Origin of the sequence: Corynebacterium poyangense (assembly GCF_014522205.1) — a bacterium.
GTDB classification, from domain to species: Bacteria; Actinomycetota; Actinomycetes; order Mycobacteriales; family Mycobacteriaceae; genus Corynebacterium; species Corynebacterium poyangense.
This window is the reverse complement of sequence record NZ_CP046884.1, coordinates 784,354-801,075: the sequence shown is the minus strand read 5'-3', so window position 1 is coordinate 801,075 and position 16,722 is coordinate 784,354. Positions and strand designations below refer to the sequence as shown.

12 protein-coding genes and 1 tRNA gene are annotated in these 16,722 nt (G+C 53.8%); 9 read left to right on the top strand and 4 right to left on the bottom strand.

The features are described 5' to 3' along the window. Positions 1–33: 33 nt before the first annotated feature. Positions 34–351, top strand: a complete 318-nt coding sequence (locus tag GP475_RS03755; protein ID WP_187975316.1) for a chorismate mutase — start codon at positions 34–36, stop codon at positions 349–351. A 57-nt stretch (positions 352–408) separates the two neighbouring features. Here GP475_RS03755 and GP475_RS03750 read toward each other — a convergent pair whose 3' ends face one another. After that, on the bottom strand, positions 409–1,881 hold the full coding sequence (locus tag GP475_RS03750) for an NAD-dependent succinate-semialdehyde dehydrogenase (RefSeq protein ID WP_187975315.1): 1,473 nt from the start codon (positions 1,879–1,881) through the stop codon (positions 409–411). Positions 1,882–2,087: 206 nt separating this feature from the next. Between GP475_RS03750 and pgi the strand changes: the two genes are divergently transcribed. Then, positions 2,088–3,713 (top strand): glucose-6-phosphate isomerase, encoded by a 1,626-nt coding sequence (gene pgi, locus GP475_RS03745; RefSeq protein ID WP_187975314.1) that lies wholly within the window; start codon positions 2,088–2,090, stop codon positions 3,711–3,713. A 25-nt stretch (positions 3,714–3,738) separates the two neighbouring features. On the opposite strand, the gene GP475_RS03740 is transcribed toward pgi, so the two are convergent. Both GP475_RS03740 and GP475_RS03735 read right to left on the bottom strand, forming a co-directional pair. Then, complete coding sequence (locus tag GP475_RS03740; protein ID WP_187975313.1) at positions 3,739–4,575, bottom strand: Fpg/Nei family DNA glycosylase; 837 nt, start codon at positions 4,573–4,575, stop codon at positions 3,739–3,741. Between the two features lie 28 nt (positions 4,576–4,603). Further along, on the bottom strand, positions 4,604–9,421 hold the full coding sequence (locus GP475_RS03735) for an ATP-dependent helicase (protein WP_187975312.1): 4,818 nt from the start codon (positions 9,419–9,421) through the stop codon (positions 4,604–4,606). Positions 9,422–9,458: 37 nt separating this feature from the next. On the opposite strand from GP475_RS03735, the gene GP475_RS03730 reads away from it, so the two are divergent. From GP475_RS03730 to GP475_RS03705, 6 genes are all read left to right on the top strand, one after another. After that, on the top strand, positions 9,459–10,205 hold the full coding sequence (locus GP475_RS03730; protein ID WP_187975311.1) for a 3'(2'),5'-bisphosphate nucleotidase CysQ: 747 nt from the start codon (positions 9,459–9,461) through the stop codon (positions 10,203–10,205). An 11-nt stretch (positions 10,206–10,216) separates the two neighbouring features. After that, on the top strand, positions 10,217–11,719 hold the full coding sequence (locus GP475_RS03725) for a glutamate-cysteine ligase family protein (RefSeq protein ID WP_187975310.1): 1,503 nt from the start codon (positions 10,217–10,219) through the stop codon (positions 11,717–11,719). Between the two features lie 17 nt (positions 11,720–11,736). Then, entirely contained in the window at positions 11,737–12,543 is an 807-nt protein-coding gene (locus tag GP475_RS03720) for a thymidylate synthase (RefSeq protein ID WP_187975309.1), read from the top strand. Further along, the gene (locus tag GP475_RS03715; RefSeq protein ID WP_187975308.1) at positions 12,544–13,086 is read left to right on the top strand and encodes a dihydrofolate reductase; all 543 of its coding nucleotides are present in this window, start codon (positions 12,544–12,546) and stop codon (positions 13,084–13,086) included. A 59-nt stretch (positions 13,087–13,145) separates the two neighbouring features. Further along, a tRNA-Arg gene (locus GP475_RS03710) sits at positions 13,146–13,218 on the top strand. 610 nt (positions 13,219–13,828) lie between these two features. After that, complete coding sequence (locus GP475_RS03705; RefSeq protein ID WP_187975307.1) at positions 13,829–14,689, top strand: hypothetical protein; 861 nt, start codon at positions 13,829–13,831, stop codon at positions 14,687–14,689. Positions 14,690–14,934: 245 nt separating this feature from the next. On the opposite strand, the gene GP475_RS03700 is transcribed toward GP475_RS03705, so the two are convergent. Then, positions 14,935–15,897 carry a lactate/malate family dehydrogenase gene (locus tag GP475_RS03700; RefSeq protein ID WP_187975306.1) on the bottom strand — a complete coding sequence of 321 codons (963 nt, stop codon included), beginning with the start codon at positions 15,895–15,897 and terminating at the stop codon, positions 14,935–14,937. Between the two features lie 109 nt (positions 15,898–16,006). On the opposite strand from GP475_RS03700, the gene GP475_RS03695 reads away from it, so the two are divergent. Further along, the gene (locus tag GP475_RS03695; protein WP_187975305.1) at positions 16,007–16,681 is read left to right on the top strand and encodes a DedA family protein; all 675 of its coding nucleotides are present in this window, start codon (positions 16,007–16,009) and stop codon (positions 16,679–16,681) included. Positions 16,682–16,722 lie beyond the last annotated feature (41 nt).

Sequence of the window (16,722 nt, the reverse complement as noted above, 5' to 3'; positions counted from 1 at the left end):
TGACCTATAACCTACCGTGGCACAATGACTCACATGGCTAATCCCTCCAAATCCTCCGAACATAACTTCGATATCAGAATGCCTTCGGGCACAGATGACCCGTTATCTGATGCAGAGATTCAACGCTATCGGGAAGAAATTAATCGGCTTGACGCAGAAATTATCGCCGCTATAAAGCGAAGAACCGAGATCTCTCAAGCAGTCGGCAAAACCCGGATGGGTAGTGGTGGAACTCGGCTTGTCCATACCAGGGAAGTAGCCATTATCAATCATTTTCGTGATGAGTTGGGACAAGAAGGACCTGCCCTCGCCGCCATCTTGCTCAGAATGGGACGGGGCAGGCTAGGTTAGGCGTCGATCTACTTCCCCTACTTCCGCGCCGCTACCAGGCGGCGCTGATTAGTGGGATCACAGAGGCAAGGAGATGAACTTGGTCTCCAAGTATTCCTCGATCCCCTCGAAACCGCCTTCACGTCCGTTTCCGGATTCTTTAACTCCACCAAAGGGTGCTGCTGGATCAGAAAGCGCACCTTTGTTGACAGCTACCATTCCAGCTTCAATCCCTTCTGCCAGTTCTAAGGCAGTAGACAGATTTTCGCTAAAGACATAGGCAGCTAAGCCGAAGGGGGTATCGTTTGCTATCTCCAGTGCCTCTTTAACGGTGCTAAACGTCGAAACGGCAATGACCGGGCCAAATATCTCCGTGCTATGAATCTTCGCCTCAGCGGGAATATCACTCAAAATGGTAATCGGATAGTAGGAACCTTGGGCAGGTAGGCCATCAGGCAACTGTCCCATGCTCTTTGTTGCCCCGAGCACTACGGCATCATCAACCAATTCGCGAACAGTTTCTACCTGGTCATCGCCGGAAAGCGGACCATAGGTCGACTTTGGATCAGTACCAGGGCCGACCACAAATTTTTGCAGACGCTCTTCTACCTTGGCCAGGAATTCATCTTTGACGTTTTCTTCGACCAGGAATCGGTTAGGTGCAATACATACTTGCCCAGCGCCACGCATCTTTGCGGCAACTACCGCATCTGCAGCTACATCAAGGTCAGCATCCGCCATCACTACATAGGGTGCGTTTCCGCCCAGTTCCAATGACACATTCAACGAATGCTGTGCAGCTTGGGCTGCTAGCATCTGCCCCACTTCGGTGGAACCGGTGAAAGTAAGTTTCCGAACCCGTGGGTCATCTAGCAGAGCCGAGAAATCCCGGGCGCTTGCCGTCGGGACAACCGCAAGAACACCGTCAGGAAGACCGGCTTCCTTTAGAACCTGCGCTAGATAGAGCATGGTGAGGGGCGTTTTAGAGGCCGGTTTCACAATAATAGTGCAGCCTGCGGCAATGGCTGGAGCAATTTTCCGGGCGCCCATGGCGAGCGGGAAATTCCACGGCGTAATTGCAACGACTGGCCCTACTGGCTGATGATGAACAATCATACGGGCATTGCCACTCGGGCTATGGCGATAGTCGCCAGAAATACGAACCGCTTCTTCAGCAAACCAGCGGAAAAACTCTGCCCCATAGGCGGCTTCGCCGCGGGAGTCCGGGAGCGCACGACCCAATTCCGCAGACATAATCAGTGCCAACGCTTCCGAACGTTCAACGAGAATCTCAAAAGCCTTGCGAAGAATCTCAGAACGCTCCCGCGCCGGAGTTTTTGCCCACTTCTTTTGGGCTTTCACAATAGAGTCCAAGCCCCGTCGCGCATCAGCAGCTGAACCCGCTGCAATCTTCGCGAGAACGGAGCCATCGGAGGGGTTGATGACGTCGAGTGTCTTGCCGCCCTCCGCGTCGTGAAATTGCCCATCAATAAAAAGCCCGGTGGGTAAAGAGTCAATCAATTCAGTGAGCTGAGGAGATGTTGTAGTCATGTACCTACTATGCCTTTCATCACAATGTTTTGGGTACTGTCTACCCTAATTGTGCATTTTTAGGAAAGTTTTTGAGTCTTAATGCACTAACAGATTGCACCGTGTTGTAGCGCGCTCGCCGTAACTATTATCTCTTCGGCTCTCCTCTACTACATTAGGAAAAGAGAAGTGCACCAATTTTTTTCGACAGGAGATGTCAAGAACGTATGACTGCTTGGAATAACCTGCAGCAGCTTTATGAAAACTCCCGCGCCACCACGTTGCGGGAGCTTTTCGCGGCCGATGCGGACCGCGCAGCTACCTGGAGCTTTGACGGCGCCGGACTGCACGTTGATTTATCTAAGAATATCCTCACTGACGACATCCGCGATGGGTTATTGGCCCTAGCGCAAGAATCCGGCCTGGCGGAAAAGATCGAAGCCATGTTCCGGGGGGACCATATTAACTCCACGGAGGATCGCGCAGTGCTCCACACTGCTTTGCGGTTACCGGTGGAAGCAGACCTTAGCGTTGACGGTCAAGATGTGGCCGCTGACGTTCATGAGGTCTTAGGCCGTATGCGAGATTTCGCTACCGCCCTGCGCTCCGGATCATGGTTGGGGCACACCGGCCATACCATCAAAAAAGTTGTCAATATTGGCATCGGCGGTTCGGATTTAGGCCCTGCCATGGCCGCCCAGGCTCTTCGGAGTTATGCCACAGCTGGGATCACCGCAGAATTTGTTTCGAACGTTGATCCCGCTGATATGGCATCAACCTTGGAGCACTGTAATCCCGGGGAAACTCTCTTCATCGTTGCTTCCAAGACGTTCACCACTCAAGAAACCCTGGCTAATGCCCACGCTGCTAAGCGGTGGCTCCTAGACGCCTTTGACGGGGACGAAAGCTCTATCGCTCGGCATTTTGTTGCAGTGTCTACCAACGCTGAGAAAGTTGCCGAGTTCGGCATCGACACTCACAATATGTTCGGGTTCTGGGATTGGGTAGGTGGTCGCTACTCCGTAGATTCCGCTATCGGACTGGCTCTGATGGCAGTGATCGGACCACAAGACTTTATGCGCTTCCTAGCTGGCTTCCATGCCATGGATGAGCACTTCCGAACAACTCCTTGGGAAAAGAATATTCCGGTACTCATGGCTTTATTGGGAGTGTGGTATTCCAACTTCTTCGGAGCCCAAACGCACGCGGTTTTGCCCTATTCTCAAGATCTGGCTCGCTTCCCGGCTTATCTCCAACAGCTCACGATGGAGTCCAATGGAAAGTCAGTTCGCCTCGATGGCACCCCCGTGGAACACGGGACCGGTGAAATTTACTGGGGTGAACCAGGGACCAACGGACAACACGCCTTCTTCCAACTCATGCACCAAGGAACTCGGCTCATTCCCGCTGATTTCATTGGTTTCGCCCGCCCCCACCAGGATCTTCCCACCTCGGATGGTACTGGATCTATGCATGATCTCCTTATGGGGAACTTCTTCGCCCAAACCAAAGTCTTAGCGTTCGGGAAAACCGCGGAAGAAATTCGAGCCGAAGGCGTTGCTGAAGACATTGTCCCACATAAGCTAATGCCGGGTAACCGACCCACCACGACGATTCTGGCAGAACAACTTACCCCCCACACCCTTGGCGCACTCATTGCTCTATATGAACATATTGTTTTTGTCCAAGGGGTGATCTGGGATATCAATTCCTTCGATCAATGGGGCGTAGAGCTGGGTAAACAACAAGCCAATGATTTAGCTCCAGCGGTGAGTGGACGCACCGCCCCTGATTCCGGGGATAGCTCTACGGATTCTCTGATTGATTGGTACCGCGGGCACCGAGGCTGCTAAAACTCCGGGTGTTCGCTTCCGTCTGCTACCGCCAGGAGGAAGGGGCTGGCTGGCAGTGAGGACACCACCAGATCACTCGCTCCTGGGGTGAACTAGAGTCCTGTGGCCCCAAAAAGCCGCTGCGGATCAGGGTGCCGCAGCAGCGACAGGGTTGGTGGTTTCTACCGAAGACATAGCTGGATTCTCCGGCCCGACGCACCCCCGTGGTGACCCTTAACGTTGCGTCTCGATTAGCTATCATGAGGTCATGGCTGAGCAAAATCATCTGCCGTATTTTTTCATCCCCTAGGCCCCCAACCAGCGTGGCAGGATGCACCCCAGAGATAAAGCAAATCTCAGCCCGATACTCGTTTCCGATGCCGGCTAGGTTTCGTTGATCTAAAAGCGCTACGCCAATCGGAACATCGGAGTGAGACAACACCCGAGCTACTGCTTCTTCCCTTCCGCCTTCCTCCCAATCTTTAGCCAAGATATCGGGACCCAAGTGGGAAATTTCCCGATAGTAGTTTTTAGCCGGGAACACTCTCACAAATCCTAAGTTGTGTCCCACCACTTCAATCGGATTATGGGCACGATCACCCGATACTTGTAGGACAACCCGGGCGGTGTGGCCAGGCATGGCCCACCGCTCACCGTGGTAATGGATATCCCATCTGCCTTCCATCTTCAAATGGGTATGCAAAACGTCATCCCCGCACTGGATAAATAGATGCTTCCCGTAGGGCCAAATTGCTTCTATCCTTCGGCCACGAAAGTCCGTCACGGCGAAAGAGGGGACCCGAATATCACAACCGAGAATTAGACGTCCGCTGAGAAACTGAAAGCGCTGGGAGAGTTGATACACCGAATCTCCTTCAGGCATGTCGAACTCCTTTAGTGGTTCATGGGTATCATCTTCTGGTCCAACGGTGTTTGGGCTGGGGAACTCCCACCGGGCCACCGGGACTTTCCTGACTTAGTGTTTCTAGTGCTTCACTCACCCGCCGACCACGCCGTGGCGAACCAGCTGTTGACGTCGAGTGTTTTCTCACCGTAATACCACGTGGTCCAGGACGCACCCCCGCTTCATGGAGCAGGGAGCGCAGATTGGCATCAAATACTGACTCCCCATTGATTTTGCTAATCGTGAGGCTTTCTACCCAGCCACGTTCTACCGCATCACTCACACCCGCCAGGACCATCGCTAGAGCTTCTGCCTGGGTAACCGGGAGTGGGGCTTGTTCAGGACATAGAGTCAAAGACTTTCCGCCTCGGCTTACATGACCAAGGAAAACTCCGTCAGCTAAAACGACGATGGCCCCGGCTGCCCGGTTCGGCCCTTTCACCGGCCACGGAATACTAGCACCATAGGGGTTGGCAGGGTCTACTGCCGCAAGACACACGATGTCCGGCTCATGAGTTCCTGACGGCCACCCGGAAATATCGGGGGAATCATCGACACCTCGGAGCCGATCAATAATAGCGGGGGTAGAAAACTGTGCGGCTCCTAAACCCGCAACCACATAGCCACGGAGGGCTCGCCCATTATCTTCAAAGGTGCTGAGAACGCGATAGGCCGCGCTAAATCCACCAGGAGTGTTTTCCGCCGTCACGCTTCCTCTGGTTACTACTCCATAGCGGTCGAGCCAGGCTTCTCCATGAGCGAGTGACCTGGCAGCGGGATCAGGATCGGCAGCACAGGCCAATGTCCACCGCCCTACCATGTCCGGAGGAATGTCTCGTTGCTGCGCGTGGGTTTGTTGAGAAAAGCTCGTTCTTCCCATCCGCAACCGAGACCGCTGGGGTCGACGATGCTGCCGGTGTGCTTTACTACCAGGCTTTCCCCCCATCCCTAGCCGTTTCCTTAAGGGTTGAAAATCATCGGGAGATACTAGACCCCACTCAAATAGTTGCCATAGATCGGCCCGAAGCTCCTCCGCTGTCCCCACGACCTCAGCCAATAAATCTCCAAAATGATAGGCGCCGCCGCGCTCTAAAATCTTTAGAACAGTCATCTGCAGCTGGCTGAGAGTTGGTTCACTATCACGCACGGGAGCTAGTTGGGCAGCGTAATCGGCGGGCAACAGCATCACCCACGGATCCTGACTCCGAGCGGTTCCGTCCCCCACAATGACAACTTCAGCATTATTCGTAAGCTCATCTAGATATTCGGGACGATAGGACACCACTCGAGACGGTAAAATCATGCTTTCCCAGGCGGAAGCCGGCAAACTAAGGCCTGCTAATTGTTCGATGACGGCAAAGGTTCCGTCTACCCCGGTTAGGGAACTATGCCCCCCAACAGGGGCGACATGGTGCCACTGCACTAAAAAACGCGCGAGGGCGGTATGAGAGACGGGGCGGGTGTGAGCTCGAGCGGCCGCCAACCCGCGGGATCGGAGAATCTTTAGTACCGGCGCGGCACAGTATTCTCGATCTGGGCAATCGGCCCGGAAGTGACCTTCAACAAGGTCACCGCGCTGCACGAGGTACTGAAGGATTTCTTGGGTATTAGCCACTCCTAGGCCAAAAGTATCGGCAGCTTCTCGAGTGCTAAATGGTCCCCGGGACCGAGCAAAACGTGACAACAGTTGCCGCAGAGCGTCTGTGATCATGCCTCTTAGGGCACTAACTCCAGGCGGCACGGGAATCCCCAGGCCGTCGCGTAATACGCTGGCGTCTTCGACTACCGCTAGATGCTCGTGTTGGGCAATACGGATTGTCATGACCCGACCCTGAAGTACCTCCTGACTTAAAGTAACCGGATCATCGCACCCAGGATAATCACAATACTGAGCTACCTCAGCAACCGGAATCGGCCCGGTCATCCGTAGAATGTCAACTAATTCCTCTGGATTTTTAGCCCGACGTCCCGGCGCGGTGTGCTGTAGCTCCGCATGAACTTGCTCCACCAACTCTGGGTCTAAGAGGTTTCTAAGCTCAACATCTCCCAGGAGTTTCGCCAATAAGGACGGGTCTAAAGCTAAAGCGGCGGCGCGTTTTTCAGCTAGCGGGCTGTCACCCTCATACAAAAATGCTCCGGTGTAGCTAAAAAGTAGCGAAGAAGCAAAGGGACTTGGTTGGTCCACGGTGACATCGGCAATACGAATCCGCCGCTGAGCCAGGTCCCGTAAAACCTCGGACAACGCATCCAGATCATAGACATCCTGGAGACATTCCCGAACCGTTTCCAAAATGATCGGAAAACTTGGGTACTGGCGAGCTACATCTAATAGCTGAGCTGCACGTTGCCGCTGCTGCCACAACGGCGCTCTTTTCCCCGGGTATTTTCGCGGCAACAACAAGGCTCGGGCTGCACACTCGCGAAATCGGGAAGCAAAAAGCGCAGAATCCCCAACCTTGGAAATTATGAGATCTTTTGCCTCATCAGGATCAAAGTAAAACAATTCGGCAGAGGGAATGTTCTCACCTTCTGGAAGTCTTAACACGATCCCGTCATCACCACTCACTGGCTGAGCGTCGATACCACTATCGATGCTGATCCTCGACCCCACCGCCAAGGCCCACGCCGCATTGACTCCGCGTCCAAATGGGGAATGAAGAACAAGTCTCCAATCCCCGATCTCATCCCGAAACCTCTCCAGAACCAGGGTTTTTTCATCGGGAATGAGGCCAGTTGCCGCCTGTTGTTCCGCCAGGAAATGAAGAATATTGCGGCGAGCATTCTCGTCACAATCACGCTGGGAAACTCGCTCAGGCCGGGCCGCGGCTTCACGTCGAAACGCCCCTATCGCTCGGCCTAATTCCACCGGACGCCCAGCGTCATCCCCAGTCCAAAACGGCAACCTACCAGTATGCCCCGGGGCAGGACTCACTAAGACTCGATCTTTTGTGATCTCCTCAATTCTCCAGCTCGAGGCCCCCAAGGTAAAAGTATCCCCTGCTCGAGATTCATACACCATTTCTTCATCTAATTCCCCCACCCGCCGGGGCTCTTTCTCCGCCTCCGAGCCCACCAAATATACCCCAAACATGCCTCGATCAGGGATAGTTCCTCCACTGGTCACAGCTATTCTCTGAGCCCCAGGCCGAGCCATAAGTTGACCTGTTACTCGATCAAAAATCACCCGTGGCCGCAACTCCGCAAAGTCCGTAGAGGGGTAGACCCCACTCACCAAATCCATGACCGCATCAAAAGCTTCCCTAGGAAGCTTCCGGTACGGATAGGCTCGACGCACCGTAACCCACCACTGTTCAACATCAAGGTTTTCTACTGCCACGGCAGCAATGGTTTGTTGCGCCAAAACATCCAGCGGATTATCCGGAACCGAGATTTTTTCAATAACACCAGCCTGCATCCGCTCCACAATCACCGCTGATTGCACCACGTCAGCACGGTGTTTCGGGAAGAAAATTCCGTGAGAAACTTCACCGACGCCGTGTCCTGCACGGCCTACCCGCTGCACCCCAGATGCCACCGATGGTGGTGATTCCACCTGGACCACCAAATCTACTGCCCCCATATCAATGCCTAGTTCCAGGGAGGAGGTAGCAACCACAGCTCGAATAGTTCCCTCTTTCAGCATCCTTTCGGTAGTGGCCCGTTCCTCTTTGGACACCGAACCATGATGTGCTCGAGCGATCATGGTTAAGGCTTGCCCCGCCCGGTCCACAGACTTCATGAGTTGCGCTGGATCTCGACGCAAAGGTGGGCTTAGCGCTGCCGGGTCATGTTCTTGAGCCCATAATTCATTAAGCCGTGAAGTCACTCGCTCGGCACTGCGTCGAGAATTAACGAAAACGAGCGTCGAACGCGCCGACATCACTGCTTGGTACAGTTCCTCTTCAATAAACGGCCAGATTGATCGTTGCGTAGGTAGAGCTGATTCGGTGGGAGGTTCCGAGCCGCGGGAAAGGTTAGTGCTATCGGTGACGGTGATCTCACCAATAGTGGAGCCTGGTTCCACTATCGGAAGGTCGGACATATCTTCGACCGGAACGCGAAGCCTTAGATCCCATTCTTTCTTCGCCGGTGGCTGAATGATATCTACTGGTCGATCCCCACCAAGAAAGGCGGCCACCACGTCAACCGGGCGCACCGTCGCAGACAACCCAATCCGTTGGACTTCCCCACCCTTTTTCTCCACCAACCGGGAAAGACGCTCCAGGGTTAACGCTAGATGCACCCCACGCTTAGTTCCAGCTAAGGCATGGATTTCATCCACAATTACGGTGGAAACTTCATCAAGAATTCTGGCTGCTTGAGAAGTCAGCATAAGATACGCCGACTCAGGGGTCGTGATTAAAATATCGGGTGGTTTCTTCAGCTGACGGGTGCGTTCTGCCGCCGGGGTATCCCCAGAACGCACCCCAACGGAAATGCTCGGGATCGGAAGATCAAGGCGCTGGGCAACACGAGAAATCCCATTCAATGGTGCCCGAAGGTTATTTTCGACATCCACCCCCAATGCTTTAAGCGGTGAGATATAGAGCACTTTTACGCCGTGATTTCCTAAGGATTGTGCCCGGGCGCCGGTAGTTTCTGGCAGCGGAAGCACTCCTTGGACAACCGGTTCCACTAAGGAATTTAGCGCCCATAAAAAAGCCGCCAATGTTTTCCCGGAGCCGGTTGGGGCAATGACCAGTGCGTTATTCCCTTCTGAGATTTTCTCCCATGCTTGGTACTGGACGCGGGTTGGTTCAGCAAAAACCTCCCGAAACCACGAAGACACCTGTGGCCGGAAACGATCAAGCACAGAATCGGTCATAATGCCACATGCTAGTCAACGCATTAGAATTGTCCGCATGACTGCACAAATTGACGATGCCCGATTGACTAAACTTCTAGCTCAAGGCACGGGGGAAATTCTCAAGGGAGTCCGCGGAGTGGGGTTGCTCCGGGGTCGCCACCTGGGGGATGCCGGAGATGATTTGGCTCAAAACTGGATTGCGCGAGTCCTGGAGCAACACCGTCCTGATGATGGTTTCCTTTCCGAAGAGGCCGCTGATAATCCAGAACGCCTAGGGAAAAACCGGGTATGGATTATTGATCCTCTCGACGGCACGAAGGAGTTCGCCACCGGCCGGCAGGACTGGGCAGTTCATATTGCCCTTGTTGAGAATGGTCACCCTATCCACGCAGCTGTTAATCTTCCAGACCTCGGTGTCGTTTTTGATTCAGCGGAAGCTCGCGCGGTCAGCGGTCCTTTTGCTAAGAAAATCGCTATTTCCCATAACCGTCCGCCCGAGGTTGCTCTGCACGTCGCCGATACCCTGGGTTTCAGTACTGAGGCCATTGGCTCTGCCGGCGCAAAAGCCATGCACGTCCTGTTAGGTGACTATGACGCCTATATCCACGCCGGCGGCCAATATGAATGGGATTCTGCCGCACCGGTAGGAGTCTCTCTTGCCGCTGGCCTTCATTGCTCTCGCTTAGATGGATCAGAGCTCACCTATAACCATAAAGACACCTATCTGCCGGATATTTTGATTTGTCGCCCAGAACTCAAAGACGAGATTCTCGGCATTATCCGCGATTTCAACGACTCATAGGGAAATTCATCATGGGAGACGCCGTTTCAACAGAACGCTACAGCCCGCTTCAACGAACCCGCTATCGGGAGCGCCTAGCCGAGGATTTAGAAACCTTCGACCGGCATCTACAGCGAGCTGAATTCGACGATTCCGGAAGCATCGGCTTGGAGTTGGAACTCAACTTGGTTGATAGCCAATCCCAGCCAGCGACCGTCGGACCTCAAGTGCTAGAGACCCTCGGCACCGGCGGGGAGTTTCAATCCGAAATCGGTGCCTTCAATGTGGAGCTTAATCATCCAGTATTGAAGGTCAGCGGTGAAGGCTTGCACACCCTGGAAGACGGGGTTGCTACCCGCCTTGCTACGGTCCGTGAAGCGGCTGCGCACCATGGGGCCAGACCCATCATGATCGGTACGCTCCCCACCTTAAACACCGAACTGCTTGATTCTGACCACTGGATGACTCCAGAGAATCGCTATCGAGCGCTAAGCAACGCCATCATGGAATCTCGTGGTGAATTAGTCCGGATAGATCTCGCTGATCGGGAGCAGTTTCGTCGAGATTTCGCTGACATCAGCCCCGAGGCGTCCTGCACCTCTATGCAGCTCCACCTCCAAGTATCACCTCAAAATTTCACCGCCGCCTGGAATGCTTCTCAAGCAGTAGCCGCGGTACAAGTTGCGTTATCCGCAAATTCCCCACTCTTCTTGGGCTACCAAGTGTGGCACGAATCCCGCATCCCGGTGTTTCAACAAGCCATAGATACCCGAACCGCAGAACTGCAAAATCAGGGAGTAAGACCCCGAGTATGGTTTGGCGAACGCTGGATCACCAGTGTTTTTGACCTATTCGAGGAAAATGTCCGCTATTTCTCCCCACTTCTCCCGGAATCCCGAGAAGCCTCCGGCACACCGGTAGTCCAGGGCGGAACACCAGCACTGCACTATCTCAATTTGCATAATGGCACGGTCTGGCGCTGGAATCGACCCATCTATGCTCCCGCCAGCAAAGACGGTGTTCCCGCCCATTTGCGCGTCGAAAACAGGCTGCTGCCCGCTGCCCCCAGCGTCGTGGACGCCGTCGCAGACGCTGCCTTTTACTACGGGATCGTCAACACCCTGGCGAAAGAGACCCGTCCAGTGTGGTCTCGACTCAGTTTCCAGCAAGCTGAGCAAAATTTCCTCGCCGCAGCACGTGCTGGAATCCATGCCCGGCTTTCCTGGCCTACTTTAGGCAGAGTTGACGCGGCGGATTTGATCAGCACTTATCTTCTGCCGCAGGCTCGCCGTGGCCTAGAACAGCTCGACGTCAACCGGGATCTCATTGAGCGCTACCTGGGTGTCATCGAAGAACGGGCTCGTCTCCGCGCAAACGGGGCTACGTGGCAGCTACGGTCCTTCCGGAAGATTTTACGATCTTCAGCTAAACCTAGCGAAGATGATCGTCGTGCTGCCCTAGCCGAGCTGGTGGAACAATACCTCAGGAATCAAGCCGGAGGTGACCCGGTCCATACATGGGAGCTCGGTAATTGAGGGTAGAGTTTGGAAGCATGACTGCGCCAATTTCTACCCCCTATGAAGACCTACTCCGCCATATCTGTGAACATGGAACAGCGAAAGCTGATCGTACCGGCACGGGAACAACAAGCATTTTCGGCGCTCAACTGCGCTATAACTTAGAGTCCGGATTCCCTCTTCTCACCACCAAAAAAATACATATTCACGCAGTAGTCGGGGAATTACTGTGGTTTTTGCGGGGTGATTCTAATGTTCGCTGGCTCCAAGAAAACGGTATTCGAATCTGGAATGAGTGGGCAGACGACAACGGCGAGTTAGGCCCAATCTACGGGGTGCAATGGCGCAGTTGGCCCACCCCGGCCGGTGAGCATATTGACCAAATAGCGCAAGCCTTAGAGTTGCTACGCACCAACCCTGACTCTCGTCGTAATATCGTCAGTGCCTGGAACGTCGCCGAAATAAAAAATATGGCACTTCCACCCTGTCATCTACTTTTTCAGTTTTATGTAGCCGATAACAAACTCAGCTGTCAGCTATATCAACGCAGCGCAGATATGTTTTTAGGGGTGCCCTTTAATATTGCCTCCTACTCTTTGCTGACGCACATGGTGGCACAACAAGTGGGCCTGGGTGTCGGTGATTTTATTTGGACCGGAGGTGACTGTCACATCTATGACAACCACCAAGAGCAAGTCAAAGAACAACTTAGCCGTGAACCGCGCCCCTATCCGACCTTGAAGTTAAATAAGGCCGCGGATCTTTTCTCCTATGACTTCGATGATGTGGTCTTTGAAGGCTATAACCCGCACCCCACTATCCGCGGGAAGGTGTCGGTGTAAATGGGGTTATCTGCAATCTGGGCCCAAAGCCATGACCGAATCATCGGTGACGGTTCGACTATGCCCTGGTATCTTCCAGAGGATCTGGCCCATTTCAAAGAGCTCACCCAGGGATATCCGGTGGTCATGGGCCGGCACACCTGGGAAAGCTTGCCGGCACGATTTCGCCCCCTGCCTGATCGCCAAAATCTTATTTTAAGTTCTCAGGCTCCAGGTTCGTGGAGCTCTGGGGCGGAGATCATCTCGTCCACTGAACTCAGCGACCTTGACCAGAGCTGGGTCATTGGTGGCGGGATGGTCTACCAGCAGCTTCTGCCTTATTGTGATCGCATTGAAATCACCCTCATTGATCTCAACCTCGGTGATTTTCTGCCTCACCCCACCCTCGCACCCCACGTCCCCCAGGAGTTTCATCTCAAGACTGATAGCGGCTGGCAAGAATCCGCCAAAGGTGCGCTCACACTCCCTAGGCTTCAGCCCGACGCCCACCTCCCGCTCCGTTACCGCTTCCAAAGCTTTTATCGCTCTCACCCCCGCACTTAACCAGGGTGGTTATCGCCCCGAGCCATCCATGCGGTAAATTATGGGGCCGTACCCTTCCAGCCCCAGTAGCTCAGGGGATAGAGCACGGCTCTCCTAAAGCCGGTGTCGTTGGTTCGAATCCAATCTGGGGCGCTTTTTCTTCTCGGGACTTCCGGAAAACTTTTCCAATCTATTTGGAAAACCCAAAGCCCTAACTAACCCCAGCTAGTTCCACATTTTAGCTGGGGTATTTTCGTGCCGTTTTCGCCCAATACGCCTCAAAATTCCCTTCGAGAACCTCGTTTTCGTCCACTCCCCCACGACCTGTAGACCACTGGCGTCTCGTGTCTTTGAACAACGGGAGCTCAAGTGGTCTCGACCTCATACTTAGGCAGCTCGTGGCGGAGCGTTAGGGCTGACTGCGCCTACCTGCTCGCGGCGTTTACGTCCATTCGTCGGCGGCGTGGTCGGCGGTGTTGGCTCAGGAGCACGCGGCGTCCTAAGCACCGCATTGCCCACGAGTCGGACATTCGTCACAACGAGCGACACGGCAGCCGAAACGAGTTGAGCTGCCCACCCACGCATAAGCCTGGAAGTAGGGTCGCCGTGGCCGACACCTCGGGCGGTTTTCAGTTGCGCGTTAATGCCCTCAATGGTGCTGCGACAACCGTAACTTTTCTTCCAGAACGAATTGCGACAAACTCTTGGAGGTCACGACGACAACTGAGCGAACGTATTTCCGCCCGGCTGCGATATTGGAAGCATGATGACAGCTCACGAAAACAGCAAACTCGACCCCGTTATCGCCCAGTTCAAACACGAAATGTTTTTGCTGTGCACCGGTATTGCCAACGTAGCCAACGAAATTGGGCAAGCCCTCCCTGCATGGGGACCCGACATCACGCAACCCGTCAACGCGCGTTTTAGCTTCGCTGAGACGAACGCCGCGAGACTCCCCGATGAATTGGCGCTGGCGGTGTTGCAGGTCGCGGGCGCTCACGTTCATACCATTGGCAGATTCATGCAGGACGAGTTCACCCCTCCTGCGACGGTGGCTCCTATTGCCCGAAGTGCTGTCGAAAACGCGGCGCTTTTGATCTTCCTCACCCGCGACGAGTCGCCAGAGTTTCGTACCGTTCGCGCCGCGCGCGCAATTCGGGCGGGAATGAACAGGGACAAGGCTCATAAACTCAAAGGTCTGGAAGACCTGTACGACAATCTCAACAAGCTAGTTACTCGGTACACAACAAAGAACGAAATTCCCGACCTCAAACACGACAAAGTTGAGTACACGGAGTTGGTGGAACTCACGTTAGGAGAACTGGTCGGTGACGAGTTTTACGGTGAATTGTGCAGCTACACGCACCACAACACCTGGAAGGCTTTTTACCAATTCATAGCCGCTAACGAGAACCCGACTGTGCTGGAAGTCGACTCGCTCTACTTTGCACAGAAAATGGCGCTTGCGCTAGCCGGGGCTGCATTTTCAATTCTCAAGTACCGCGAGCCTACGCAGACAGCCAACCTTCAGGAACTCCTCAACGACAAGACTACTCGACTGCTCAGGCTTGGAGAAGAAATTCAGGGGTATCTGGAAGCACTGGCATCTAACCGGAGCGATTAGCCACCGCATTAGCGCTCGGGAACACAAGGCTTCTTCCCCATTGTATTGGCGCTGGTAGCTACCTCTAATGGAACCAAATCGAATTTGTGACGGAACCGAGCATGGAACCGGACCGAGTTAATCGAGGTTGTGAGGTTTTCCAAAACTCCCTTCTCCACCCCGTCGCTATCCTGTGATAACGGACGCTAACGGGGTGTTTTTCGCCCTAGCTGGACGTCGAGTCTCTTTTCCCAGAGAAGCTAAAGCTATTTTTTAGAAACGCTGGCAATCAATTTCTTTAATGCCGTTATCGATTGCTGCATTTTTTCTTCTTCCCATGCATCGAGCGGCACCTCAATGCGCTTTTCAATACCGTTTTCTCCGATGATGCACGGCACCGACAATGACACGTCTTGGTGTTGACCATATTCCCCACACAGCAGCGTGGATACCGGGACCACAATTTTAGAGTTCAGCATAATTGATTGGGCTAAAGTAATAGCGCTTGCTGCAACGCCTGCGGAAGTCCATCCCTTAGTTTTTAGCACTTCCATCCCGGCATAATTAGTCCGAGTCATGAGTTCTTCAGCGCTGAGAAGTTGGTCAATACCGAAAACCTCGGGGAATTGCGGGTAGGAAACTCCAGCCACGGAAATGCCTGACATATAGGGAAACCCGGTTGCCCCATGTTCACCCAGCATGGCGGCATGAACAAAGTCCGGGTCTATATCGAGCATGTCTGCAACAATTCGGCAAAGGCGTGCGGAATCCAATAGTAAGCCGGTGCCCATGATCTTCTCTGTGGGGTAGTCAAACTCGGTGGCTGCAATATGCACCAAAAGATCTACTGGATTGGACACCATCACGATAATTGCGTCTCGGGTGCGCTGAGTGATTTCTGCCATCACTTCCCGAACAATTGATGCGTTCTTCGCGGCCAACAGGTTTCGAGACTCAGCACCTGCTTGGTCGGGACGAATCGAGGGTCCGGCAGTGTAGATAATCACATCAGCATCGGCGCACGCATCATAATCGGCCACATGAACATGCACATTCCCCACACCCGGCAAGGCCGTAGCTTGGTGTTGATCCAGCGCTTGCCCCTCAGCAAGCTGGGTATTGGCGTCAATAAGCGCGATATCACTGAAAAGCTTCGAGGACATCGCGTGAGCCAAAACAGCATCCCCCACGTGGCCTAAACCTATCAAGACGAGTTTGTGCCCTGACATCTTTTCTCCAATCTCAAACCATGTTTCGGTTTACCGGGTTTAGCTTAGGACTGCGCAGCGGTGGGAACAATACGCGGACTTTAGGACCCCAGAGGGTAATGTTTGCCCTATGGCAAATGACGTCGTGTGGACTGTAGCGCTAGGCCCCCAGTGGCTAGATCCGATGTACCTACTATCCGGGTCTGGCCCCTTTGGTGGAGCTATTCTCCCGGTGCTATTTCTCATCGTTTTCATTGAATCGGGTCTCTTATTCCCCCTCCTACCTGGAGATTCACTACTTTTTACCGCAGGGTTATTAGCTAACCAGCCAGATCCTTTCGCCCCCTTATGGTTGGTCATGATTCTCTGCCCCATCGCCGCTATTCTTGGTGACCAAGTCGGATATTGGATCGGCAACCGTTTCCACCCTCATTTGCGTAATCGCCCCGACGGCCGGATTTTCAAGCAAGAATATGTCCGACGCACCGAGGAGTTTTTCGACAAATACGGCCCCCTCACCATCATTTTGTGTCGCTTTGTCCCCATTGTGCGCACCTACGCTCCACTCGTCGCTGGTATGGCCGGCATGAAGTGGCGCACGTTTATCACCTATAACATTATTGGTGGTGTTCTTTGGGGTGCCGGCGTAGTGGCTTTAGGCGCTCTTCTCGGGCAAATAACCTTTGTTCGGGAGAATATTGAAGCAATTTTCTTATTGATCGTGTTTATCTCCATCATCCCCGGCATTATCGGAGGTATTCGCGGGATGATGAATAAAGAAAACTCCAAACCCTCCCAGCCCTAAGGCTGGCAGCAGTTTGGAGTGTTACCGAGTGTGAGAAAGCT